Source organism: Propionispira raffinosivorans DSM 20765, assembly GCF_000381065.1.
Classification (GTDB): Bacteria; Bacillota; Negativicutes; order Selenomonadales; family Selenomonadaceae; genus Propionispira; species Propionispira raffinosivorans.
The window spans coordinates 12,937-37,775 of record NZ_KB905866.1; the positions used below are offsets into that span (position 1 = coordinate 12,937).

The 24,839-nt window shown below is 37.0% G+C and carries 25 protein-coding genes; 8 read left to right on the forward strand and 17 right to left on the reverse strand.

The window, feature by feature from the left end; all coding sequences use genetic code 11:
• The first annotated feature begins 12 nt into the window (after window positions 1–12).
• The 5 genes from F606_RS0117020 (at window position 13) to F606_RS0117040 (ending at window position 4,157) form a co-directional block, all read left to right on the forward strand.
• Entirely contained in the window at window positions 13–480 is a 468-nt protein-coding gene (locus F606_RS0117020) for a PTS sugar transporter subunit IIA (RefSeq protein WP_019555099.1), read from the forward strand.
• Window positions 481–520: 40 nt separating this feature from the next.
• Window positions 521–796 carry a PTS galactitol transporter subunit IIB gene (gene gatB, locus F606_RS0117025; protein WP_019555100.1) on the forward strand — a complete coding sequence of 92 codons (276 nt, stop codon included), beginning with the start codon at window positions 521–523 and terminating at the stop codon, window positions 794–796.
• A gap of 53 nt (window positions 797–849) precedes the next feature.
• Entirely contained in the window at window positions 850–2,229 is a 1,380-nt protein-coding gene (locus F606_RS0117030) for a PTS galactitol transporter subunit IIC (protein ID WP_019555101.1), read from the forward strand.
• 124 nt (window positions 2,230–2,353) lie between these two features.
• Window positions 2,354–3,211, forward strand: a complete 858-nt coding sequence (locus F606_RS0117035) for a tagatose bisphosphate family class II aldolase (protein ID WP_019555102.1) — start codon at window positions 2,354–2,356, stop codon at window positions 3,209–3,211.
• 16 nt (window positions 3,212–3,227) lie between these two features.
• The gene (locus F606_RS0117040; protein WP_019555103.1) at window positions 3,228–4,157 is read left to right on the forward strand and encodes a 1-phosphofructokinase family hexose kinase; all 930 of its coding nucleotides are present in this window, start codon (window positions 3,228–3,230) and stop codon (window positions 4,155–4,157) included.
• Between the two features lie 169 nt (window positions 4,158–4,326).
• Here the strand turns inward: F606_RS0117040 and F606_RS0117045 are convergent, their stop codons facing one another.
• The 14 genes from F606_RS0117045 to F606_RS21550 form a co-directional block, all read right to left on the reverse strand.
• On the reverse strand, window positions 4,327–5,091 hold the full coding sequence (locus tag F606_RS0117045; RefSeq protein ID WP_245542144.1) for an SDR family NAD(P)-dependent oxidoreductase: 765 nt from the start codon (window positions 5,089–5,091) through the stop codon (window positions 4,327–4,329).
• A 16-nt stretch (window positions 5,092–5,107) separates the two neighbouring features.
• The gene (locus F606_RS0117050) at window positions 5,108–6,139 is read right to left on the reverse strand and encodes an alcohol dehydrogenase catalytic domain-containing protein (RefSeq protein WP_019555105.1); all 1,032 of its coding nucleotides are present in this window, start codon (window positions 6,137–6,139) and stop codon (window positions 5,108–5,110) included.
• 115 nt (window positions 6,140–6,254) lie between these two features.
• Window positions 6,255–7,595: an MFS transporter gene (locus tag F606_RS0117055; RefSeq protein WP_019555106.1), complete on the reverse strand. Its 1,341-nt coding sequence runs from the start codon at window positions 7,593–7,595 to the stop codon at window positions 6,255–6,257.
• Between the two features lie 683 nt (window positions 7,596–8,278).
• The gene (locus tag F606_RS0117060; protein ID WP_019555107.1) at window positions 8,279–9,553 is read right to left on the reverse strand and encodes an MFS transporter; all 1,275 of its coding nucleotides are present in this window, start codon (window positions 9,551–9,553) and stop codon (window positions 8,279–8,281) included.
• A 211-nt stretch (window positions 9,554–9,764) separates the two neighbouring features.
• Window positions 9,765–11,012 (reverse strand): enolase C-terminal domain-like protein, encoded by a 1,248-nt coding sequence (locus F606_RS0117065; protein ID WP_019555108.1) that lies wholly within the window; start codon window positions 11,010–11,012, stop codon window positions 9,765–9,767.
• An 85-nt stretch (window positions 11,013–11,097) separates the two neighbouring features.
• Entirely contained in the window at window positions 11,098–11,775 is a 678-nt protein-coding gene (locus F606_RS0117070) for a FadR/GntR family transcriptional regulator (protein ID WP_019555109.1), read from the reverse strand.
• A 296-nt stretch (window positions 11,776–12,071) separates the two neighbouring features.
• Window positions 12,072–12,527 carry a pyridoxamine 5'-phosphate oxidase family protein gene (locus F606_RS0117075; protein ID WP_019555110.1) on the reverse strand — a complete coding sequence of 152 codons (456 nt, stop codon included), beginning with the start codon at window positions 12,525–12,527 and terminating at the stop codon, window positions 12,072–12,074.
• Between the two features lie 159 nt (window positions 12,528–12,686).
• Window positions 12,687–13,340: a D-sedoheptulose-7-phosphate isomerase gene (locus tag F606_RS0117080; RefSeq protein ID WP_019555111.1), complete on the reverse strand. Its 654-nt coding sequence runs from the start codon at window positions 13,338–13,340 to the stop codon at window positions 12,687–12,689.
• A complete protein-coding gene (locus F606_RS21540) occupies window positions 13,309–13,917 on the reverse strand; it encodes a D-sedoheptulose-7-phosphate isomerase (protein WP_019555112.1) in 609 nt (202 codons plus the stop codon). The genes F606_RS0117080 and F606_RS21540 overlap by 32 nt, the downstream gene beginning before the upstream one ends.
• 83 nt (window positions 13,918–14,000) lie before the next feature.
• Entirely contained in the window at window positions 14,001–15,344 is a 1,344-nt protein-coding gene (locus F606_RS0117090; RefSeq protein ID WP_019555113.1) for a PTS ascorbate transporter subunit IIC, read from the reverse strand.
• Between the two features lie 47 nt (window positions 15,345–15,391).
• The gene (locus F606_RS0117095; RefSeq protein WP_019555114.1) at window positions 15,392–15,670 is read right to left on the reverse strand and encodes a PTS sugar transporter subunit IIB; all 279 of its coding nucleotides are present in this window, start codon (window positions 15,668–15,670) and stop codon (window positions 15,392–15,394) included.
• Window positions 15,671–15,693: 23 nt separating this feature from the next.
• Window positions 15,694–16,134 carry a PTS sugar transporter subunit IIA gene (locus tag F606_RS21545; protein WP_033368567.1) on the reverse strand — a complete coding sequence of 147 codons (441 nt, stop codon included), beginning with the start codon at window positions 16,132–16,134 and terminating at the stop codon, window positions 15,694–15,696.
• 25 nt (window positions 16,135–16,159) lie between these two features.
• Entirely contained in the window at window positions 16,160–16,597 is a 438-nt protein-coding gene (locus F606_RS0117105) for a PTS sugar transporter subunit IIA (protein ID WP_026329462.1), read from the reverse strand.
• Window positions 16,598–16,673: 76 nt separating this feature from the next.
• Complete coding sequence (locus tag F606_RS21550) at window positions 16,674–16,913, reverse strand: type II toxin-antitoxin system RelB family anti-toxin (protein WP_019555115.1); 240 nt, start codon at window positions 16,911–16,913, stop codon at window positions 16,674–16,676.
• Window positions 16,914–17,084: 171 nt separating this feature from the next.
• On the opposite strand from F606_RS21550, the gene F606_RS0117115 reads away from it, so the two are divergent.
• From F606_RS0117115 to F606_RS22450, 3 genes are all read left to right on the forward strand, one after another.
• Window positions 17,085–17,387, forward strand: a complete 303-nt coding sequence (locus tag F606_RS0117115; protein WP_019555116.1) for a type II toxin-antitoxin system RelB family anti-toxin — start codon at window positions 17,085–17,087, stop codon at window positions 17,385–17,387.
• 210 nt (window positions 17,388–17,597) lie between these two features.
• Entirely contained in the window at window positions 17,598–17,816 is a 219-nt protein-coding gene (locus F606_RS0117120; protein WP_019555117.1) for a helix-turn-helix domain-containing protein, read from the forward strand.
• 365 nt (window positions 17,817–18,181) lie between these two features.
• A complete protein-coding gene (locus F606_RS22450; RefSeq protein ID WP_019555118.1) occupies window positions 18,182–18,565 on the forward strand; it encodes a helix-turn-helix domain-containing protein in 384 nt (127 codons plus the stop codon).
• Between the two features lie 130 nt (window positions 18,566–18,695).
• On the opposite strand, the gene F606_RS22455 is transcribed toward F606_RS22450, so the two are convergent.
• The 3 genes from F606_RS22455 to F606_RS0117140 all read right to left on the reverse strand — a co-directional run bounded on the left by F606_RS22455 (window position 18,696) and on the right by F606_RS0117140 (window position 24,550).
• The gene (locus F606_RS22455; protein WP_051083368.1) at window positions 18,696–18,893 is read right to left on the reverse strand and encodes a hypothetical protein; all 198 of its coding nucleotides are present in this window, start codon (window positions 18,891–18,893) and stop codon (window positions 18,696–18,698) included.
• A 117-nt stretch (window positions 18,894–19,010) separates the two neighbouring features.
• Window positions 19,011–21,788, reverse strand: a complete 2,778-nt coding sequence (locus F606_RS0117135) for a hypothetical protein (RefSeq protein ID WP_019555120.1) — start codon at window positions 21,786–21,788, stop codon at window positions 19,011–19,013.
• Window positions 21,788–24,550 (reverse strand): hypothetical protein, encoded by a 2,763-nt coding sequence (locus F606_RS0117140; protein WP_019555121.1) that lies wholly within the window; start codon window positions 24,548–24,550, stop codon window positions 21,788–21,790. Before F606_RS0117140 ends, F606_RS0117135 begins: the two co-directional genes overlap by 1 nt.
• Between the last annotated feature and the right edge of the window lie 289 nt (window positions 24,551–24,839).

Sequence of the window (24,839 nt, forward strand, 5' to 3'; positions counted from 1 at the left end):
GTGATTAAAATAATGAATATTACAAATTTATTGAATGAAAAGTTGATTTGCCTGGACGGAACAGCTGCTGACAGTACTGAAGCAATTAACCTGCTGGGTACTATGATGGTACAGGACGGTTATATCCATCCTTCCTACATTGAAGCTATACACAAAAGAGAGATAAACTTTCCTACAGGTATCGTTCTTGCAAGCTGCGGCATTGCTCTCCCGCATGCAACTCCAGAAGATAATGTATTTAAAAACGGTATTGCTGTATTACGCCTAAAACAGCCAGTCCATTTCCAGAGTATGGAAAATCCTGATGACAATGTATCTGTTACCTTACTCTTTATGCTCGCTTTAAATGGCAGCGAAAATCATTTGAATATGCTGCAAAAACTCTTTGCCGTTTTTCAGCAGGAATCTCTGGTTCAATGTATGCAGCAAACAACAAGTGCCAAAGAAGTGTGCCAGCTTATGCGGGACAATCTCAAATAACACTCGATTCGAGAATATATGAAAAAGGCGGACATTTAACATGAAAAAAATTATTGTAGCCTGCGGCGGTGCCGTAGCAACTTCAACAGTAGCTGCAAGTGCCATTAAAGACCTTTGCAAAGCCAATCAGATTCCTGTGGAAATTATCCAAATACGCATGTCAGAGATTGAAAGCAATCTCGACGGTGTGGATCTTATTGTTACAACCATGCGCATAAAAAAAGATTTTGGCAAACCTTATGTGAATGGTATGGCTTTTCTCAGTGGTATCAATAAAGAAACAACAGAAGAACAAATTTTATCCTATTTAAAGTAATCCCCTGCCAGTATTTATTTTAAAAGCATAATTCGAAATAGGAGGTTTTTTATTTGGAAACAATACTATACTGTGTACAATATTTTGTCGATCTCGGTGCAGCGGTCATGCTGCCTATCGTTATCTTCATCGTTGCAATGTGCCTTGGACAATCCTTTGGCAAAGCTTTAAAATCTGGTATATCCATTGGTATCGGCTTTATCGGCATCGGTCTTGTTATTGGGCTCATGCTCAACAACCTGGCTCCGGCAGCGAAAGCAATGTCAGCGAACTTCGGTATCTCTATGAACATCATTGATCTTGGCTGGCCTGGTTCTTCCCCTATGACCTGGGCAAGCAGCATAGCCCTTGTTGCGATCCCAGTCGCTATTGCCGTCAATATTCTCATGCTCGTATTAAAGCTCACACGTGTGGTGAATATTGATATCTGGAACATCTGGCATTTTGCCTTTACCGGTGCTATTATCAATATCGCTACAGGAAGCTATACACTTGGCATCCTCGGTGTAGCTCTTCATGCCGCTTACGCGTATAAAATCGGTGACTGGTTCGCTCCTGTAACCGAAAAATATTTTGGTCTTGAAGGAATTGCCATGCCTCATGGAACAACCGGCTGGTTCGCTCCGATTGCAGTTCCGGTAGATTTGATTCTTAATCGTATTCCTATTATAAAAGACATTGATATCAATCTGGAAAGCTTCGAAAAACACTTTGGTTCACTTGGTGACCCAGCTATCATGGGTGCTATCATGGGTATTATTATCGGTATTCTCGCAGGCTATGACGTCCGCGGTGTTCTCACTCTCGGTATTCAAATGGCAGCCGTTATCATTCTGATGCCACAGGTTGTAAAACATATTATGTCTGGTTTGCTGCCTGTATCTGAAACAGCAAGAACTGTACTGCAGAAACATTTCAAAAACTCGACCTTCTACATAGGTCTTGATTGTGCACTTTTACTTGGCGATCCAGCTGTAGTTGCAGCATCTTTGCTCTTCATTCCAGTTACCATTTTTATTGCAGCCATTGTTCCAGGCAATCAAATTTTGCCTTTTGGCGATTTGCCAACGATCGGTTTCTTTATCGCTATGGCAGTTGGTGTTCACGGCGGCAATCTGTTCCGTACACTCATTACGGGCTCCATCGTTATGTTTATGACCATCTGGATATCCAATCAAATGATTGGACTTCATACGGTACTTGCGGCAAATGCCGGACAAGTAACCTCTTCCGTTTCACAGTTCGCATCCCTTGATCAAGGCGGCAGCCCCGTAACCTATATCTTGACGCAAATCATGAATACAACCAACGTTACCGGACTTGCTCTTATTGGAATTTTCTATGGTGCCTGTGTTGTCTGCACCTATTTCTGGCACAAAAAACAACTCGCAGCAATGGCACAAGAAGCAGCACTTCGCGTGGAAAACAAATAATTTGAAATCAGCCCGCAAACAAAATTTGACGAATAGATGTTATAGCCTATAAGACAATTTTTATAGCGGGCAATTTTCTGCCCAAAAGTCGGCAAAAATCACTTAATTTATGGAGGAAAAAATCATGCACACAATTTTATCAACCAAACAAATGCTTTTAAATGCCCAAAAAGAAAACTATGCTGTCCCCGCTTTTAATATTCATAACATGGAAACCCTGCAAGTTGTTGTTGAAACAGCTAGTAAAATGCACTCACCGCTCATAATCGCAGCAACACCTTCTACAGTAACCTATGCCAACTGCGAGTACCTAATTGCCATGGCCCAAGTCGCCGCCAGACAGACGGATATCCCCATCGCCCTTCATCTTGATCACCATGAAAACGTTGCAACAATCAAAACGGATATTGATGCTGGTTTTCGTTCTGCTATGATCGATGCTTCACATGAATCCTTCGAGAAAAATATAGAGATTGTCAAAGAAGTTGTTGCCTACGCTCACAAATATGACACTACCGTGGAAGCCGAACTGGGTAAACTCGTTGGACAAGAAGACGATCTCATTGTAACCGAAGCAGACAGTGCCTATACCAATCCAGATGCAGCTAAGCTTTTTGTTGAAGCTACGGGTATCGATTCCCTCGCCATTGCCATTGGCACCGCGCATGGTCTCTATAAAGGCACACCAAAACTTGATTTCGACCGACTACAGCAAATTCGTTCGAAAGTTGATATTCCTCTGGTACTTCATGGTGCCTCTGACGTACCGGATGAACTTGTGCAAAAAGCGATTGCAATGGGTATTTGTAAAGTCAACGTTGCCACGGATCTCAAAATCCCGTTTTCTGGCGCCATCAAAGAATTTTTTCTGGCAAACCCTTCTGCGAATGATCCCCGTCGCTATATGACGCCGGGTAAAGATGCCATGGCAAAAGTTGTAGAACATAAAATCAAAATATGCGGTAGTGCAAACCGCTATTAAAACAAGGAGAAATTTTATGATTCTAGTTATAAACCTCAACCCGTCTTTAGATAAAATCTATACCATTCAAAGTTTAAAATATGGACAAGTCATGCGAACTGAAAACGTACAAAACACCGCGGGCGGCAAAGGAACCCACGTTGCCAATGTTATAAATATTTTGCAAGAAAGCTGCACCATTACAGGTTTTCTCGGTGGTCATATCGGTAAATTCATCGCGGACAACTTGGTAGAAAAAGGTATTACCAATCAGTCAACAAACATACAAGCGGAAACCCGCTCCTGCATCAACATCGCCACCGCGGATGGTAAACAGACAGAAATCCTCGAACCAGGCCCCTGGATCACGTCGCTAGAACAAGCAGATTTTCTCACAACGTATAAAAAGTTGTTAAAATCTGCAGATATCATAACAGCTTCCGGCAGTCTGCCGAAAAATATAGAACCGGATTTTTACAATAAATTGATCACACTCGCCAATGCCGCCGGGAAAAAATTTCTGCTAGATACAAGCGGCAAAGCCTTACAAGAAGGTATCAAAGCAAAGCCATTTTTCATAAAGCCAAATAAAGATGAAGTGGAAGCACTCACGGGCAATAAAATCAACTCCATCGAAGATGCAGTTCGGGAAATAAAAACCTTTGTGCAAAAGGATATCAAACTGCCCGTTATTTCACTTGGCAAACAGGGGTCCATCGCTGCTTTTGCCGGAAAAATATATCATGTCATGCCGCCAACACTTGAAGCTGTCAATGCTGTTGGTTCTGGTGATGCCTATGTCGCTGGTATTGCCAATGGACTGCATCGCCAGCTTGATATTCAATCCATTCTCCGTCTCGCCTCAGCCTGCGGCACCGCAAATATTCTCGAAAAAGAAAGCGGCTTCGTCCGGCAGCAGCAAGTACAAACGCTATTACCTGATATCGTAATAAAACAACTCTCATAAATTACAACACAAAAAGAGCCATCGATTTCAAGCCGATGGCTCTTTTGCTATGAACGACGTATATTTAAATTACTTATAGTTCTAAAAAAATAAAGAGCACTTATATAAATAAGCACCCTTTATAAAAATAATTTATCGTAACTTTCACTAATATTTCATAAGAACTAAACTATTTTACTAAATAGCCGCCATCAACCGGAATAATAGCCCCCCCCAAATAATCACTGGCAGAAGATGACAAGTAAATGCAAGTACCTTTCATATCATCACCAGTCCCCCATCTATGGGCTGGAATTCTATCTGTAATTTCTTTGTATCTTGGATTATTATGGTCTAGCAATGCTTCGTTCATTTTTGTTGCCATATAGCCAGGAGCAATGGCATTAACATTGATACCACGGCTGATCCAGTCGTTGCTCATTTCCTTCGTCAGCTGTGTAACACCGCCTTTGGCAGCGGAATAAGCCGGAACCGTCTGCCCGCCGAAAAACGAAACCATGGAAGCAATCGTGATGATTTTTCCGTAGCCTTTTTTCAACATGATCTTAGCCGCTTCCTGACATAAAATAAACACGGAATTCAGGTTTACATTCAACACACTGTCCCATTCTTCTAAAGGGAAAAGTTCCGCACTGTAGCGTCTTTGAATACCGTGCGCTGTTACCAGGATATCCAGATTGCCGCCCAGTTTTTCTACACAGGCATTAAAAGCGCTGTATACTTCATTTCTTTTTTCAAAATTTCCTTTTACACCATAGCATTTGAAGCCTTTAGTGCAAAATTCATCAGCTACTGCATAAACCTTATCGGAAGTCCCGACAATAGCGACTTCACAGCCAGCTTCCATCAATCCTTCTGCCATACCATAGCCCAGACCTCTTGTACCGCCTGTAACAATTGCTTTTTTTCCTTTAATATCAAAAAGATTCATCATATTCCCTCGCTTTTTATTATTCGTCAAAAAGTATGACCATTTTCTTTACAGTTGGATCCGGATGACTCATATAACCAAAAACTTTATCTATTTCATTGAATTTGATGAAGGTCGTTGCCACACCATCCAAAATGAAATCCTGATCTTCTATGTGTTTAATGGTGGGTTCAAATTGATAGCAAGACATTCTAGAACCAATAATATCTATTTCTCGCTGATTAATCATAGCCTGGGTAATAGCTTCCGGTTCCGTAACAAACCCCATTGGCACCACTCTACCAGCATTTCTAATAATTCCCGGCTGCATGACAAAGGTCAAGGAACCAGGAAAACAGGCTGAATCAAAAGCGATACTAACACCTTTTTCCTTAGTGATTTCTTGCACTCTCTTCACAACATCCTCTGTTTTAGAGTTAATAACATAATCCGCACCATATTTTTTGGCCCTTTCTAAAGAACTATCGTTGATATCGCAACAAATGATTGTCTTACAACCTTTAGCTTTACAACTCTGCAAGATAATCGAACCTATTGTTCCCGTTCCCAGAATAAATACGACATCATCGGCTACCACACGACCTCTGTTGGTACAATGCGCGCCGATAGCAAATGGTTCAACAAGTGCAGCATCCTTCCATGGCACATTCTTAGAAATTTTATAAACTTCCGTTTCCGGTGCTGTGAAGTATTCTCTCCAGCCGCCATCAGTGCCTGATCCTCTTACACGGACATTCTCACAGACATTTTTGCGGCCTATTTTGCACTGATAACATTCTCCACAGGTCATAATAAGATCGACAATTACATGATCACCGACTTTAACCTTACTTACCTTGTTGCCAACGGCGGCAACAATACCAGCATTTTCATGACCAGGAATTCTCGGATAGGTTGAGCATGGATTGGTTCCATGATATATATGAAAATCACTTCCGCATACGCCTGCCGATTGCATTTTTACCAAAACCTCATAATCATTTGAAATTTTCGGCACTGGAACTTCTCTCACTTCAATTTCATGCGGTTTTACTACAACAATTTCTTTCATAGATGTCACTCTCCATTTCTTAATATATATCAACCGTTTACAAAATTTCGCAAACATTGATTGCCGTTATTTTTCATACTGCAATATTATAAGACTATTACAATATTTTCACTTTTTAAATACTATCCTTTGGCATTTTCGTTAAATCAATCGGTTCTAACTTATCAACAACAAACAAAAATCCTATCGCACCAAAAAATGAAATTGCCGCAATATAATCCATCGCTAAATGAAAATTATTTGTTGCCTGTAGCAATGTTCCAAACACTATCGGTGTAAGAATTCCTGATAAATTACCAAAGACATTAAGGATAGCTCCAACTGTTCCCATCATTTTTTTTGGCATAATATCGCTCATGGCTACCCAGCCTAAATTAGAAGCAGCATTCGCAAAAAAAGCAATAGATAAAATACCAACTGCTATAATAGGAGAATCCTCAAAAAAATTAGCTAAACATAAAACAGCAGAAATAATCATCCCTACTACCATAGGACATTTACGAGCAAACGTTGTAGATTTTCCTCTTTTTAACAAAGTATCGCTTATCGTTCCACCAATTAGAACACCTGCCATAGCCATTAAATATGGTACACAAGCTGTAAAACCAGCTTTATCTATTGAAAGATGTAATCCTTTTTGCAAATATACAATAAACCAAGTTAAAAAGAAATATAATGTCGAGGACGCAGCAAACTGTGCAATAAATATCCCCCAAACTCTTCTTTGCTTTACTACATATTTAACCTCAGCCCAAGAAACCTTTTCTGCTTGTTTTGTTCCATCTACATCTGGATTATAGCCACCATTATTTTTTATATAATCCAATTCCTGCTGATTTACTTTTTTGCTGTCCTTGGGATCCCGATAAAATGCATACCAAACAAATCCATAAACAATCGCAATACCACCCGAGAAGTAAAATACCGACTCCCAACCTATATTCGCAACCATAATTGCCAATACCGGTGTAAATATTGCTAAGCCTATATATTGAGCTGATGAGTATGTGCTGATTGCTCTAGCCCTTTCTTTATTAGGAAACCAAAGAGAAGCAATCTTTGTATTACTTGGATATGCCGGTGCTTCTGCAATACCAATTAAGATGCGGCAAAATATCAGAAAAGCAAAGGAAGCACTAGCCGTAATAAAAATTACTTGGGAACTAAACGCCATTATGAATGTAAATAATCCCCAAATAGTAATAGCTGCTCCATATAATAAACGCGGTCCAAATTTATCCAACAATATTCCTACGGGTATTTGAGCGATGGTATAGGACCATGTAAATGCTGAAAATAATATTCCCAGTTCGGTAGCACTTAAATCGAATTGACTTTGAATTGCTGAACCCGCAACGGATAAATTTGCTCGATCCATATAATTAATGGCAACGGCAACAAAAAGCAAAGCTAATATTCCTAATCTGGCTTTGGTCGGTTTTTCCCCTATCTCCATAATTGACAACTCCTCATAAATATATATCAGCATAAGCCTTACAATACCTATCATATTTTTTTAAAATACTATCATATATATCGGAGAATAATGCATTGTAAAGTTTAAAAATACCGATTACTTTGATATAAATTTTAATTTTATAGATTGTTTTTTCAACAAAGAAATTTATGTAAATACATTTATTAAAAATATTCCATGAATTATAAAAACAATAGTATCATAATCAATAGGCATCTTTTGTTTGGTGTTATCTACTTTGTTTTTTTTAACAAAAGACGTCTATTAATCTATTATTAATTAAAATAATTAACTCAAATCATAAACTTTGTGTATATTCAAGTAAGCTCGTGAAAACTTTCAGTAGTGCTTTTTAGGCTCCTTCAATGCTTGAATTACAAGCTCAGGTGTTGCCAATCTAGCCACTCTTGAATGTCAGCACCATTGGTCTGTATGGGCATCGCCACAACCAAGCCAATCTGTTCTCATCTTAAATTTTTATCGAATATTTACAATTCTCCAACTATTTAAGCATCGCCAATATGATTGATACGAATATAACCGATTAATCTTTCGGAAATTAAGTACCTACATTCATACGGAGTCTCAAACAGTTCATCTAAGTCAATAAGTAACAATTTCTTTTTTCCTTTAATATAAAAAAGTTATATATATAAATGAGTTCATCTGGGAAAATTTCCCACAGTTTTTTTAGTTGTTGAAAATTTTGTCATTATCGCTAAAATTACTGCAATTGCCAATGACCCAGCCATAAACACATAAGATGCGCTTGGCGTTCCAGTGGCACCATTCAAATACCCTACGATATATGCTCCAACAAAAGAACCCAATGCCCCGAAACTAACAATTAAAGCTGTTGCTCCACCAACCACATTTTTTGGTATAACTTCTGGCATAACGGCAAAAAACGGACCGTAGGGAGTATACATACAAGCACCAGCAACAACAAGCAGGCCATACGATAGCCAAAAATCAGACGCACCAACAATGTAAGATGCGATAAAACAAATTGTACCAGCAAATAAGAAAGTCACAACTACCCCTTTACGATTTTGACTTCGGTCAGAATAATACGACACACTGAGCATGAACAACACAGCTAGCGCATATGGTACTGCCGTAAGCCAACCAGTTGTCACGATGCCCATGTTAGACGCATTCTTTAGAATGGATGGTAACCACATAATAAACCCATACATACCAATATTCCAGAAAAAATGTATGAAAGAAAATGAAATTACTTTACCAGATCTGAAAGCTTCACCATAATTTTTAATAGGTTTCAATTCTTTTTGTTCTTCTAATAGTGCCTCTTCCAGATCGTTTTTCTCCTGTTCTGTTAACCATTTTGCATCCCGTGGACGATTTACAAACACACGCCACCAAACAAAAGCCCAAATTAACGCAGGAAAGCCTTCGATGATAAACATGAGCCTCCAGCCAAAAGAATCGCACAGATATCCTGATAATACAGACATCCATAGTACCGTAATTGGATTTCCTAAAAACAGGAGGTTATTTGCCTTTGCACGTTCTTGTTTAGTAAACCAATGGCTAAGGAAAATAAGCATTGCTGGCATTATAACACTTTCGGCCACGCCCAGCAAAAATCTGATGCAGTACAACGCAGTAATATCATTAACCATACCAGTTGCAATAGCAAAAATTCCCCAAAAAATCAAGCTCCAAAATACTAGTGTTTTAGAGCTATGCTTTTCCGAATAAATACCACCCGGTATTTGAAAAAAGAAATATCCCAGAAAAAATAATGCCCCTAACAAAGAAGATGCCCCAGGCGTAATATGTAGATCCGTTGCTAGTCCTGCAGCTGCCCCAAATCCGTAATTTGCTCGATCAAGATAAGCTAAACTATAAGTGATAAAAGCTATCGGGATTAGCCGTATCCAACGTGCTGAAGCCAACTGTTTCATTTCCATAATTAACTCTCCTCCCTATATAACTATAGGTTTTTCTCTTAAATTCTCTCTTTTTCTCAGTATTTCAAAAAATTTCAAAGTGCTTCGTGCGGCGTAAATATACATCTTATGCTTTTAGTTAAAAATTCTATTAGTAAGTTGAAATATCTTTTTTACCTTTCCAGCTTAATTTTTTACAAAGTTACAAATGGTTCATTTGAATCTTATTTTATTACGGAGTTTGTAAGTTTCCATCAACCAACCTTGTTTGTGTCCACAAGGTTACGGTATTTTCACAGGGATACTTTTTCGCTGCTTCTTCATTGATATCTACGCCAAGCCCAGCTTTATCATTGGCATAAACATAGCCTTGTCTGTATTCAGGTAAGCCTGGAAAAACTTCCAGAAGTGCTTCTTTAGGTCCCTTCAACTCTTGAATTACAAAATTAGGCGGTTCTGTGCCTGACCATTCTTGAACACCAAAATTATATGCGGCTAAATCAAGATGGATGTTGGCCGCATGGGCAAGCGGCGACATATCGCCTGGTCCATGCCAAGCTGTTCTCACTCCAAATTGTTCAGCGAATATTTGCAATTTTCTAGCTGCTGTAATTCCACCAATCTGGCTGATGTGAACACGAATATAATCAATTAATCTTTCAGAAATTAAGCCTCTCCATTCATACGGATTATTAAACAACTCACCTTGGGCCAACGGAATAGAAGTCTGCGCCCGAAGCTGTCTGATCCAATCCCCTTGTTCCAATGGAATTGCATCCTCTAAAAAGAACAACTTAAATGGTTCCAATTCTTTAGCAAAACTAATGGCTTCGATTGGGCTGAGACGTTCATGTACGTCATGGCAAAGTTCCATATCAAATCCTATTTTCGTACGAATGTCTTCAAATAATTTTACCGTATCTCGCATATACTTATTGCTGTTAAGATAAACCCCATCGGCTGCCCCAACTGGTGCATTAATCGGTGCTTTATCATATCCGCCACCACCATAACCACCACATTGACAACGAATATGCGTGATGCCTTGCTCTTTGTATCTTTGAATGTTTTCACAGATTTCATTTACATCTTTACCATCCGCATGTCGATAAATAGGCACACCTTCACGACATTTTCCACCAAAAAGTTGATATAGTGGCATATTAGCCATTTTCCCTTTAATATCCCATAAAGCCATGTCCACACCAGAAATTGCATTATTTTCAATTGGTCCATTGCGCCAATATGCATTTTGATGCATCAAATGCCACAGTTCTTCAATGTTTTCTACACTTCTACCAACGAGAAGTGGTTTTAAATATTCTTCAATTACACACGTAACCGCTAGATGCCGATAAGCAAAAGTTGCACACCCTAAACCATATAGACCATCCTGATTTGTTTCTACTTTGACAACAATTAGGTTGATTCCCTCAGGTGCTGTTAGAATCACCTTAATATTCGTAATTTTTATTCCCATTTTCGATCCTCCTATTTTATTAACATTTATATAATGCCCCAATGTTGTAGGTCGTCATACAAGTTAAAATAAAAAAAATATTTTTTTATTTTAACTTTATGCGATCTATAGCCTGTTGCAAATGTTCTTTCATTAATTTTTTTGCTTTTCTAGCATCTTTTATTTTAATCGCCTTCACTAATAAAGCGTGAAAATAAATCCCATCATTATAACCAAAGGCCTCATTCATCTGTTTATGATTTTTTGTTGTCTTCTGAAAAACTTCTTTTAAGCAATTATCCAATAAATGATTGCCCGTAGCATGACAAATTTCTTCATGAAAAAGAATATCCTGTTTGACAAATTCTTCAGATTGACCAATATTATTTTTCATATTCCCCAGATATATCTCAAGGTTGTTTATGGTCTCAGGTGTTGCCTGTTGAGCAGCAATATATGCACATTCGGGTTCAATGATTCGTCTAAATTCTAAAACTTGGTTTATATCATCATAATTAGCATCATTAATTGCATTTAAATTCTTGTTTACGCCCATAATCTTATTCGTTCTTACAAATGTACCTTTTCCATGAACGCTCTGCAATACATCTAAGGCAATAAATTGCTGAATTGCAACTCTTATACTGGAACGGCTTACACCTAAAATTTCCGTTAGATTGTTTTCTGACGGAATTTTTTCTCCCACTGACCATGTACCATTCTCAATATTTTCCTTTAAGTATTCGATAACTTGTTGTGTAATATTCACTTTAATAATTTGCAATAATAATACCTTCTATCTCCATTCTTACTCATCAGTCGTTACTCTTCATACATGTTTTTCTTTATTATAAACTACCACTCGAAACTAATCAAGTGAAAATACAGAAAATTTAATTTAAAGTAACATCGCGATAAATTCAGAGCGCTCCTAGTTGTGTGATTTTCGTTTCCCCTCGCATTACTGCCACAGCAGACTAAAGTCTAAATTACAGCAAAAGAACCATCCGTTCGAATTGATGGCTCTTTTACTATAGAACGAATTAATTTTTATACTATGTACGAAGCACTACTCTACCATCAGCCTCGTGATTTACCGGTAACTTGAAGAATCTCGATCTTAAGAACTTTCGTTTTTTCACTGGCATTATCAATATACTTGACACCTGCTTCATAAAACTCCGGACTGTACTTTTTCACAATAGCGATAAGACCCTCCCGTTTTTCTTCCGGATCTTTCACTTCATGGATTTTACCAACCACGATGGCTGATTTATATTTCGTCGAAAAAGCTTCCGGCATGAGTTCCACCGCATCATACACGCTAAAACAAACGTTGCTGTTTATACCTATATTATCCAATTTCTTACCTTCTACGGCACTATGCAAATAAATCGCTTCTTTTGCATAAACAAAATTAAGCGGAACCACATACGGTGTATGATCTGGATTCACTGTAGCCAATGACCCCACTTCTGCTGTTTCCAAAAGCTTTATGGTTTCTTCTTTCGTTATTTCTCTATCTTTTCTTCTCATTTCATGTGCCTCCTCATTTGTTGAAAAACCTTCTATCTCTAAATATACAACAAAATATGGCAATATAGAAGTTTTATATCAAATTAGACATAAAAATGAAGGCTGGAAAACACCATGCAGAATATTATCCAGCCTTCATTTTTAAGATTAGATTACCGATTAAGGTTTGCCAAAGATCTCATTTTCTACCGCGGCACAAAACATATGATAAATCATCACATGATACTCCTGAATGCGATACGTTTCCGTTTCGGGAACCTTTATGCAAATATCCGCTACCGCTTCCAGTTCCCCTCCATCTTGGCCGGTGAGTGCCAGAACCGTCAAATCCCTTACTTTTGCTGCTTTGGCAGCATAGATGACATTTTCCGAGTAACCGGACGTACTAATCCCCAGAAAAACATCCCCCGCATTCCCTAGTCCCAAAACTTGTTGCGCAAAGCAGAGATTCGGTGCCTGATCATTGGTAAATGCTGTATTGAACGCAATTGGATTCACCAAAGAGAGCGCCGGTAAGCTTCCCTGTAGATTTTCGATAAAATACGCTGCATCCTCAGGAAACATAAACTCAAATTGATCCTGCACCGCCCTTTTTAACTTACGCGGCAGAAGGAAGCCTTTCATGAGCTCCCCAACAATATGTTCCGAATCTGCCGCACTGCCGCCGTTACCGCAGACCAGCAGTTTATGCTGATTGCTATAACAAACATACAGTGCTTCTACCGATGACAAAAAAGCATCTAGGCAAACTGATAATACCGGCTGCCGTTTTATAAGAATCTCAATGATGGATAAAGTCGTCTTTTTCAACATCGAATACCGCCCCGCAAACTGCGTTTTTATGTTTATAAACCGTAACAATACTATGTTCTATGATTAAATGGAGATCTTCAATTTGTTCCGTAATGATCGAATCAATCGAAATATTATAATCCGACTGTGCTTTTAACTTTCCTCCTGTAGCTCCAGTCAGACTGATAATCGTTCCTTTTTTTCTTTTTGCATACTCTACGGCACAAAGTACATTTTCTGAATTTCCACTTGCCGATACCGCAATGAGAAAATCTCCCGGATTCATAAGATTTTTGAGTCTTTCTTCAAAAACATGTTTATAGCCCAAATCATTGCCAAAGGCAGTAATCGTTTCAATATTATCGCACAACGAAATAATTTTAAAACGCCCTTCATCCCCTTCAATCGCATTTTTTCCTAAATCACAAACAAAATGATTGACCGTTGCCGCACTGCCGCCATTACCCAAAACAAAAATGTTTTTATCACGGACTCTAGCTTTCTCCATAAATTTAATCAGCCTTGCAATATTTTCTTCATCAAAACCTTTTAAAATCTCAGCAACTTGATCCAAATACTCCCGAATCATACTCTTCATCGTTTTTCACCTTTCATAAAATCCAACAGACAAGATAAAATGTGAACACAAACCCTGTCTGCTGAATCTAAAATAGTTACAACTTATTCTTTCACAGGTGGTGACAGCTTCGCTTTAAGCTGCAAACCTGCAAAAACTACAAACAAGATGGCCAATAAAGCATAAATACCTTCTTGCGAGAAAATCTTGCCGATCGTTCCCACAATAATGCCCGTCAAAACAAAGTCTGCATCACCAAACGTGGAATTCGCATATCCCAAACTCCCGAGCAACGGCAATAAGAAAGCTGGCAATACATTCAATATAGCACCATTGACAAAACAGCCGATAATTGTACCGCGAACGCCGCCTTGTGCATTCGTCAAAACCCCCGCTGCCGCGCCAACAAAGAAAATCGGAATTAATCCGGGAATAATAATTGCCAAACCCGTAAACGGAAGAATTAAAAACATGACAATCGCCCCCGCCAAAGAAGACAAAAACCCGATAATAACAGCATTCGGAGCAAAAGGGAAAATAACCGGACAATCCAATGCCGGAATCGCATTCGGTACCAGTTTTTCCGAAATCCCCTTGAAAGCAGGAATAATTTCAGCTAGCATCATCCGTACACCCTGCAGAACAATAACGAATCCACCCGTGAACTTCATCGCTGCCATAATGGAAAACATCCCCGCATTTTTCCCATTCGCCAATTTTGCCACCACACTCGTATCAGCAAGCAGAATCGTAATTACAAAAAGCAACAGCATAACAAGCCCTGTCGATATTACATTATCTTTAAAAAAGCTTAAATTTTCCGGTACATGAATGTCTTCTGTCGAATGTTCTTTGTTTCCGGTCCATCTGGCAATCAACGCCGCCAAACAATACGTCAAGGCATTATAATGCCCCATAGCAACACTATTACTGCCGCTTGCCGCTCGATAAAAAGGCTGCACCAATGCTGGTGTGATAACCATCGTCGCCCCCAAAAGCAAAGAACCGATAACAATCAAGCTCGTGCCCTGAAATCCAATGACAGTTAAAATAGCCGCCAGTAATCCCGCCATAAAAAGCATATGATGTCCTGTTAAAAAGACATATTTTAACGGTGTAAATCGCGCCAGTAATAAATTGGCAACAAAACCAAATGCCATGATTAAAGCCATCTGCATACCAAACTGCTCTTGAACCAAAGCAATAATGGCCTCGTTCGTCGGAACAACCCCCTGCATATGAAATGCACTTTCAAAAGCAGGCCCTAACTGCCCCAAAGCTTCCGCGATAGCACTTGATCCAATCTGGAAAATAATAAAGCCGATAATGGTTTTTAAAGTTCCGCTTACAATCTGTGATACGGATTTTTTAAGTGAGATTAACCCGATTAAGGCCATTAGCCCTACAATAATAGCAGGTTCATCAAAGAAACTAAAAATAAAATTCAATTTTATTCCCCCATCGATAAGGATATAAAAGTATTATATCTTTATTCTTATTTTTTTAAATTTCCAATCGCATCCATTATGATCGTTTCAAGAGCTTTCTTGTCAATCACACTGCGAACATAAGCCACGTTATAACCTTTGTCTTCTACCTGTGACTTCAATTCATACGTCGTTACAACAAGATCTGCGACCTTCCCCACCAGAGAGCCAAGATCACAAGCTTCCACTTCGGCTTTGATTCCTTTTTGTTTTAAAATATCATCTATATTCATCTTCAAGACCAGACTCGAACCCATTCCCATCCCGCAAACCGTTACAATGTTCATAGAAAATCCCTCCTTTTATCATTTCAAACCTGTAGTAAAGCTAAAACATCGTTCACTTCCCTCGTGGATTTGATTTGGCTCATTTTATCCGCGTCATTCAAAAACACAGCCAGTTCACGCATTGCCTTAATATGCGTTGTGTGGTCGACAGCCGCCAAACAAATCACCATTGCAACCGGATCATTATCCGGATTGCCAAAGGCAACAGGACTTTCCAAGGTCACTAAGCTCATGGCAATCTTTTTCACGCCATCCTCCGCTCTTGCATGCGGCATAGCAAAACCCGGTGCAATCACAATATACGGCCCCAGTTCTTTTACCGCACGTACCATTGCCTCCACATAACTTTGCTCCACCGCATCTTCCTGCACCAAAAGCTGACCTCCCATGCGGATAGCCTCTTCCCAGTTTTTCACCTTTACGTTCAAACGTACGGTATCTTTCGTCAATAACTCACCTAACATGTTCTCTCACCCCTTTTTTATTTATTCAGCACAAAGCCATGACGGACCTCACCTCCTCCAGCGTCTTTGCCTCTGCCAGTTGATCAAGCACGTTGTACTCGATTAGATCAAGGGCAAACGACACCATATGCCAATAATCTTGGATATTCATTGCTGAAAAACAAAGCACAATCTTGACCTTTTCTTCTGATTCGGCAAAAGACAACGGCGTTTTTAATGTAACCAAACTCACACCCACCCGAAACGCTCCATCTTCATATCTTGTATGCGGGATTGCAATCCCCTCCGCAATGACAACATCCATCCGATGTTTGTTGACCTTTTGAAGCATCCCGTTAATATATGAATCTTCTACACAACCCTGTTCAACCAGCAGTTCCCCGCCAATTCCCACCGCTGCTTCCCAAGATGCTGCTTCGATTTGCAGTCTCGTATTTTTTTCGTCAAACAAAATCTCATCCAATGCCATCGCCCCTTATTTAGTTAAAATAGATAAAATTCCTTACTTTATTTAATAGAATTTTCCGATTATTATAAAGTTATCCACCCCCACTTGTCGGTTTTTTTCCCTTAGCAGCTTTATGAGCTTTTAAATGCAACGAAATGTCAAAGCCCAAAACCTGAGTAAGTTTTTCCAAAGTCTCAACCGTCGGCACAGCTTTCCCATTTTCAATATTGCTGATGTGCTTTTGACTGACCCCGCTTTTCAAAGACAATTCTTCCATCGTAACTTTTTGCTGAATGCGTTCTTTTTTTATCCGGCTTACAAGTTCCTGCATCACTTTTATCACCTCTGTGTTTTAGTTTCCCTTTATATTATCACCTATAAGTTATTATTTCAATATAATTTATATTCTATAGGTAATATTTAAAAATATTATTTTAACTTTTCCAGTATCGAGTTATAATGGAATTATTACCTGCAGGTTATTAACGGAGGATCTTATATTATGATTAATGTTGGTGAAAGAATTCGACAACTACGGAAAGCAAAAAACATAACATCGACAAACCTTGCACAAAAGCTTGGCGTAACGCAAAGCTTTATATCTGGCATAGAAACCAATCACAAGAAATGTTCATTAGAAACCTTGGATGCAATCTGCACCCTGCTGGATATTTCCCTCACGGATTTCTTTCAAGAAGATGAAACCGAAATGGAAGCAAACTTAAAAGAGCTGCTTGATGCCAGTAAAAAACTAACAGTAGAACAACGTGATTTAATGACTATGTTTTTAAAATCGCTGAAATGAACGCCAAAGCTTATATTCTCAGTGATCTGGCTTCGTGATATAATAAAAAGACCATTACATTTTTTCTGTAATATGAATACAAACGTCAATCTGTTCATATTACGCGGATCTTTTCTCTTTTTTATACACGCTAAATATATCGTACAGGTCATATTATATCACGCTATTTTTATCGTGTAAAGTATAATAATAGAATTCAGGAGATTATCTATGAATAAATTCGCTGAACGACTAAAGGAATTACGAAAATTTAATAAAGTAACTCAAAAGCAAATTGCTACAGAAACCGCGATTGCGGAACGTGTTTATCAATCCTATGAATACGGCAAAGTAATCCCAACGGCAACAACTCTCGTCACGCTTGCTGATTATTTTGATGTATCGCTTGATTATCTCGTTGGCAGAAGCGATATTAAAGAACGAAGATAAATTTCAGCCAACGATTACGACAACATTTTCTTAATGACTAGTCCCCTCACCCGTTTCCCTTTAGGAAGTCTTCATTTTCAGTGTTTTTACTTCGTGATATAATAATTTGATGATATTTATAATTATTGTTATTTTGCTTACACTACAAATAGCGAATTTAACTGGTCTATTTAGTCATATCTTAAATATGATTTATTTACGTCCCCTTTCATTACAGTTTTCAACTATCTAAAAGTAACTATTATCTCAATTAAATTATCCTAAGTATCTAGTGTTCCGTTAGAATACCTTTGTTTAATTCAATTATAAGTATTCTTATAGAATACGTCAAGTCTTTTTATTCAAAACTTTAAAGAGGTGTTTTTATGAATACAAGCACGGTAGGAACCAATCTACGTAAAATTAGAACATTATCAAAACTATCCTTAAAAGATGTTGCTGATGACCTAGGTATTCAAAAAGGAACCCTTGGAAATATTGAGCGTTTTGACAAATCACCTAGCTTGGATATGCTATTTAAACTAGCCAACTATTTTTGCATATCTGTCGATTATTTACTTGGTCGCACGGACGATCCCCAATACGAAAAATACATACAACCCGCAGAAGAAGCATTTTTTAATCATCCAGCTACTTCAAAAGATTTAATTGATAAATATAAACAGGACAAAGCAACGCACCCGATTCAACTTGCGCCTAGTTTCTTGCGTGACTGTGAAACTATTCGTGATGAACATAGTCAAAAATAAAATTAGCTATTTTCACGCATAAAGAAAAGCTCAGTTGTTGATAACAATTATCAACAACTGAGCTTTTTATAAGCACCAATAGAACAGCTACTACTCTTATAACCTTTAATTTTTGTTTAATCGAGTTCTCTTACTTATCTTCATTTTCTTTTCTAATCGTTCCAATCTTCTTGTCACTACGTGCATCCCGTCCGTCAGGATTACGAACAGTTCCTGGGGGCAGTCCACGTGTTTTTTCAAAAGTACCAACGGTGCAATCACTTCTTACTTTACGAACCAAAAATATCACCACCTTAACGGTTGATGCCAAAAGATGACTATTCAGCATATTACTTTTCAAATACTACCCAAGCAAGGCAATTTCCTTCTCGCTATGAAAATTTATAATTAGAAACATATTATTTTTTCTCTTTTAATTGATCATGTATCCTATCCAATAAAAATTTTATTTAAAATCAAGTTCCTCAAAATTAGGTGATCGAAAACTTTGTTCAATTCCCATTTTCCGAATTCTGTCCAGCCAATCATAAACCATTGCCTGTTTATACAGCGGTTTGCCGTTTTCATCTTTCACTTTCTCCAAGGCAATTCCCATCAATGCGTATTCGTTTTCCAACAGCGTATCAAAAACACCTTGATCATCCGTATTAATGGAGACAAAAAGCTGCGGACAATCTTCGATTTTCTGTGGATCAACCGTTAGTCCAAGATTATACATATTGAGTATTGGATGCTTATCATAGCGTTTAAAATTACTGATTAGATGATTGGAAGATGGATTGCATTCTATGCCGATCCCGCACGCACAAATTTCTTTCTGCAAATTTTTCTGAATTGCCTCGATTGCTGCAATCATATAAGGTTCAATCTTGAATACAGTTTTTTTGAAGCCTTCTTTTTTCACCGCAGGGTCATAATGATATCTTTCATATAATTCGCAGCTTACTGGATCATATTTCACCTTATCATTTCTCCGAATTGCACAACGATCCCAATAACTGATTTCCATGTGTTTGCCGATATTTCCATTACGATAACATTCTGGATTATTCCCACGCAGTTCCCATGCTTTCATATAGTCATCCACCGGAACAAGCATTGATTTCGTCAGATATGTTATGTGGTCTTTTGCAAATACTATATTATAAGAATTTTTTTCTGTTATATAGATTTGCAAATAATAGTCATTATATATCGTGGTGAGCCGATCTATTACATTAAATGCTCCATCAAAATCAAGTTTTTTGAGCTGCATGATCATCCATGCAACATTATCAAGGATATCCTGTTGACTTAAATATACCTTATAGCATTTTTCTTCATACCAGTTTCGTACATCAATCCCCAACGCAACTGCATGACCCAAACGATCGCCATGCGTCATTCCAAGAAATAACCTTGCCTCATCAATTGCCCTCAAACCATCAACAACGTCTAAGAAATCTTCTCCGACGTGATAGGTCAGGCGCAAATTTTCTAATGTAGTTTCATTATTCCACATTTTTTGATAATCTTCGTAAGGCAAATGCCCTTTTAAGCAACGAAAAGCCTGTCCATAGACTTCCGGTCTCGTATCCAATTCATTGGAACAGGCATCAATCCCGACGATGCGCTGTGCAATCCCCTGATTATTTTCTCGCAGTTGATAAAGCGCCACTGCCTGTTTTTTTAATACTTTTCGATACGCTTGATGACGGCAATAGCTCACCAAAAACAAATCCAGATTATCACAATCGCTTAGTTTTGCTAACTTCTCTTCATAAGGATCTTTCTTTTTAGGGAAATGCAGCACATAAAAATATTTATTCATATAAGATTGTTGCTCTTGTTCATCATCAAGTATTGCTGCTATTTTAGAATTCACTTTTTTAGAATTTCTTTTTTTAAAATCAGTTTTTTTCCAATAATTATCATCATCCGCAGAAATTTTTTCGCAAATACGCTTGTCCAGATCACGAATGCCTGCAACGTTTTCTACTCTTGTATTTCCCGGCATAATTCTGGCTTCTAACGATACGATTCTTTGTTCTTTTATCGTTGTCAAAATTGCTGATGGCTCTACCATTTTTTTCAGCACGCTACCAGCAGGAATATAACTGCCTTTTCGATCTTGATACTGCGAAAAATTTGCAAAGCCAACCCTTCCATTTTGCTGGATTATTTCTGCACGAATTTTGTTTTTAATAATCAAATAGGCATAAAACAAATCTTCGTTGCCTTGCATGTTTACGTCATCCCGATAAATGCACTGAAAACATCGATATAAAAGTGCTCGTTCACCAACAAAAAATGAAGTTGCCAAATCGCCTCTGTGCAAACTTGAAACAATCGCATAATCTACACTTTTGTGCACAAATTCTGTTTCAAAAATACATTTTAGCGAATCAATACTTTCTTGAATCTCCGGTGTATAGACCTCAATCATTTTTTTCCGGGAACCATTTTCATCCGGCTGATTTGTAATCATTTTCAATAGACCAAGCAGTGATTTTTTTTCTGCTTCTGCCTTTGAACTTTCCCCTGTTTGTATCACTAGAAATAAAATTGCCCTAATAACTGCTGCAACTGCCATCAGATTGGTAATATCCAATTGCCCATCCAGATCTTTTCCCAATCGCTTTTCATTTTTATCAATCGGATTTAATTTTCTGTTATGAATATTATTCATCAAAGAAACCCAGTTTAATTGAAATGCGGGTGCTGATCCTTTCAAATGAAAATGGTTTTCCGCCATACCCTGCTTTAACATCGTATGCAGACGAATGTTATTGCTTTTTATACTACTTCCCCAGTTAAAATCACTCCGCTGTATTCCCATCAGCATATCATTAAACGCTAAAAAAGCCGTGACAAACATATCTTGATCCAGTTTCAATGTCATTGCCCGCCAGCGCAACAACGCCTTGTATTTACAATAAACTTTGTTCAAATGATTTTCCAGTAACGCCTCAGCATAGTTAAGTAATAAATAAAAAACAGAATTTAGTTTCTCATATTGACAGCATTTTCGCATATCTTCTTGAACCATTTGAAAAATATTTTTCGCTTCATCTATAGAGCATTGTCGTTCCAATCGCTGATAGAGATCAACAAACACCTTTTCATTAACATTTCGATAGCTGCTGTTATATTTTTGTTTACAACCATCGAAATAGTTTTCTAAAATACGATATGGATTTTGCTCCTTAAAAATAATAATTAATGACGATTTAAATTTGTCCATTACATGTCACTCTCATCTACTTTATTATACTGTTCAATCGTATTCATTAATTGATTTAACAAGTTCTCTACTCCTTCCCAACAATCTACCATAGAATCTTCCGGCACATTTTTAAAGTTTTTATATTTATAAATATAATCCTCTATATCTTTTATTTGCCTTTCATTTTCTTTACTAAAAATAGAATTAACCGCTCTTATTCTATTGATTGACGATTTGAAATTTATGCCTCTTTTCCGAGCTTTATCGATATAGTATTCTCGCCCATCATTTAGTATTCTATCTACTTCCTTTTTAATTTTCTCTATATCATCACTTTTTATTTTATTCTTATTAGACTCATCGTATTTCTTTATCAATCCGGCGATTTTTGTTATAACTTCAGAGCCATCAATAATAGTAATAAATTTCTCTTTTTGACCATTTTGTTCCATATACCTTGCAACAAGCTCATTGCTTTTAAAAGTTTCCCTGAACTTCTTAAAATAAACATCTCTAATATGTCCCAAGTTAAGGATTTCACATTTATCACATAAATTTATTATGCTTTGAATAGTTCTTTTATATATTAATTTAATACGAATTTCATTTGTTGTTTCTTGGTTTTTAGGTGGCCGTGCCTGTGATACACTTTCAGCAATTTCTTCTAGTAACGCCATATAAAAATCCATATTGCAAATCAGCAAATAATGAGTAGGATCTATTGTAAGTTTATTGACCGAATTTTCATAAACGGTCGATATTAACGTATATTTTTTATCGCCATCGTCATTATCTTCATTATCATTATATACAGATTCTCTTATACCTAATATGTTTAATGGTTTAAACATATAATTTGATGTTGCTTTCTTTTCTTTATCCGCTTCTCCTCGTTTTGCCTTTGTCGTATATACATGGTTCACATAAAATCTTTTAAGGTTTCTAGCATCTATCACCTTATCATATACTGGCTCCAATAATTCATAAAACAATTTAACTTCAGGTTCATTAACATTCAGTTCATTTTTTGCTTTTATTTTTATTTCTAAATCACTAATTTTTTTCCAATGTCTATTATCATGAACAAATTCAAAATATCTGCCAACAACGTCTTTTTCAACTATATATAACAAATCTTTTTTACCACTATACAAGGCCTCTAATAAACGAAAAGAATATATGCTTTTTAGAAGTTCACTAAAGTTCTTTTCACTTATAAAAAGATTCATATCCGCAAAAAGTTTGCTCCATGTCACCACGTCACCAAAATTAACACTTTTTTCCAATATTGAGCGTGAATAAATATCTATCTCATTAATATAACTATCAATCATGAAATCAATATCTGTTCCATCTTTTTCCTTTAATGAGTTATCAACTTTTCTTCGCTTTTTCAATTCTCCATTCAAAAACAATAATATTTTTCTATTTATACTAATAAGTGGTGCATCGACCACCTCTTGCAAAAGTTTTTTCATGCTAATATCATTGATTTTATGGATAAATGTATCAGAAAAATATTTTTTTACTTGCCCAATATTTTTTACAATTGTTTCGCTCTCATTTTCTTCTGAAACCACTTGCATCGCGGAAAATGTCTGAATCAATTCCACCAATTCGCGTAATGTATTTGGCACAATTGCGTTATACTGTGCGGGTGTTACAATAATATAGTGTAAATAATCATAATAGAGCTTCGCCATGCACTCATCAATTGACTTCTTTTCACTTTTAAGTTGTTCTAAGTTAATTTCTATTTCAACATCACCATCATTAATTTCCGGCATAAAGATACGTTTATTATAAGGAATAATTTTCTCCAAATACTTATCGGTCTTATTTTCCAGTTCAGCTTCAATGTTCTTAAAATTCTCATTCTGTTTTTCGGGTTTCGTTTTGTCTATTTTTTCCGCATATTCTACCAAGGTATTCAATTCATTAATATTTTTTTGTTTAACCAGCATTTCTAATTGTGAAAAACGAATAGCCATTAAAATAACAACCTGCGCTGTAACCAGGTATTTTCGTATCTCTTCAATCATTTTTTCACCGCTAGAAATATTCATATCAAGGTCATCAATACAAATGACTAAAAAAGCATTGTTTTGCTTTGTCATATATTGTAAATATAATTTTATTAACTTCCCCAAATCTTCCTTCATATTAATAGCAGAGGCTAAATCGACCAAGGCTTCAATATCTTCCGCATTCTCACGGAAGATATCGTTCTTTTCACTGTTGGTGATTTTTAAATCCTTGTATACTTTTTCAAATTGTTTTACCAGATTCAACTTAGTAGAATCATAACTTCCCTTTTCACCATCATCTTTCAATTTCTTTTTAAATTTTTTGAACATAGTTGCCACAATGATTGCAACAATAGAATCTCTAGTATCAAAAACAGAAGGATCTATCATATCTAATAAATGAAATAAATATCCCTCGGATTTTTGCTCATTTAAACTTTCAGAAAAGCTAATCATTGATGATGTTTTCCCGCTGCCACGTTCCCCCAGAAACGCAATAATATTATTGAAGTCATTATCCACTTTTTCACTGTTCTTTGAATCTGTATTATCTACACTGTTTTTAATAATAGCATTTAGTAAGTTCTCGGCCTGCTTATAAACATCATAAAAAAATGATCCTTTAAATTCCGTTTTCTTTTCAATTTTAACTTTATAAATAACACTCTTATCTATTTTTAATACATTTCCTGTCCTTTTATCATTCATTTTCTTCGTGGTGTTCTCCGCATTCATATTGCTACTATCTGTCATAATATATTTCCCCTTTTATTTGTTTATTATAAGTCAGCTGAAAAAGTTCTATATGTACAAAAAATTATGCAATAAACCATTCCAACAATCTGGTTCTACGCAATTTCTTCTTTATTTTTCATATCAGTTCTAGCAGGTTCCTATGTATCCACTATGACGCAAAATAAGCGACTGAGAAATCACATTCATTTCTTCGGTCGCCTAATAAAAGTCCCATAATATAGTAATTTTTGTTTATCCACCCCGACTCGACTATTTTGTCCAACGTCAACCATTTTTTCACTTCTTT